1 pseudogene is annotated in these 316 nt (G+C 73.4%); it reads left to right on the forward strand.

The window, feature by feature from the left end:
• Positions 1–316: pseudogene (locus ACLBYB_RS33030) on the forward strand (DNA repair protein RecN); the annotation flags it as partial.

The following is a 316-nucleotide window of genomic DNA, read 5'->3' on the forward strand; positions in this document are numbered from 1 at the left end:
CGACGCGGCCGTGAAGGCCGAGCTGCCGCCGCTCAAGCTGGAGCGCGCCCGCTTCATCACCGAGATCGCCACGGACCCGGATTCCCGCGACCCGGCCGGCACCGCCCGGGTCGGGTTCTGGGCCCAGACCAATCCCGGGACCAAGCCCGGCCCGATGATGAAGGCCGCCTCGGGCGGCGAGCTGTCGCGCTTCATGCTGGCGCTGAAGGTCGTGCTGGCCGACAAGGGCTCGGCCCCGACGCCCATCTTCGACGAGATCGATACCGGCGTGGGCGGCGCGGTGGCGGACGCCATCGGGATGCGGCTCGCCCGGCTG

This window comes from Methylobacterium sp. D54C (assembly GCF_053345595.1).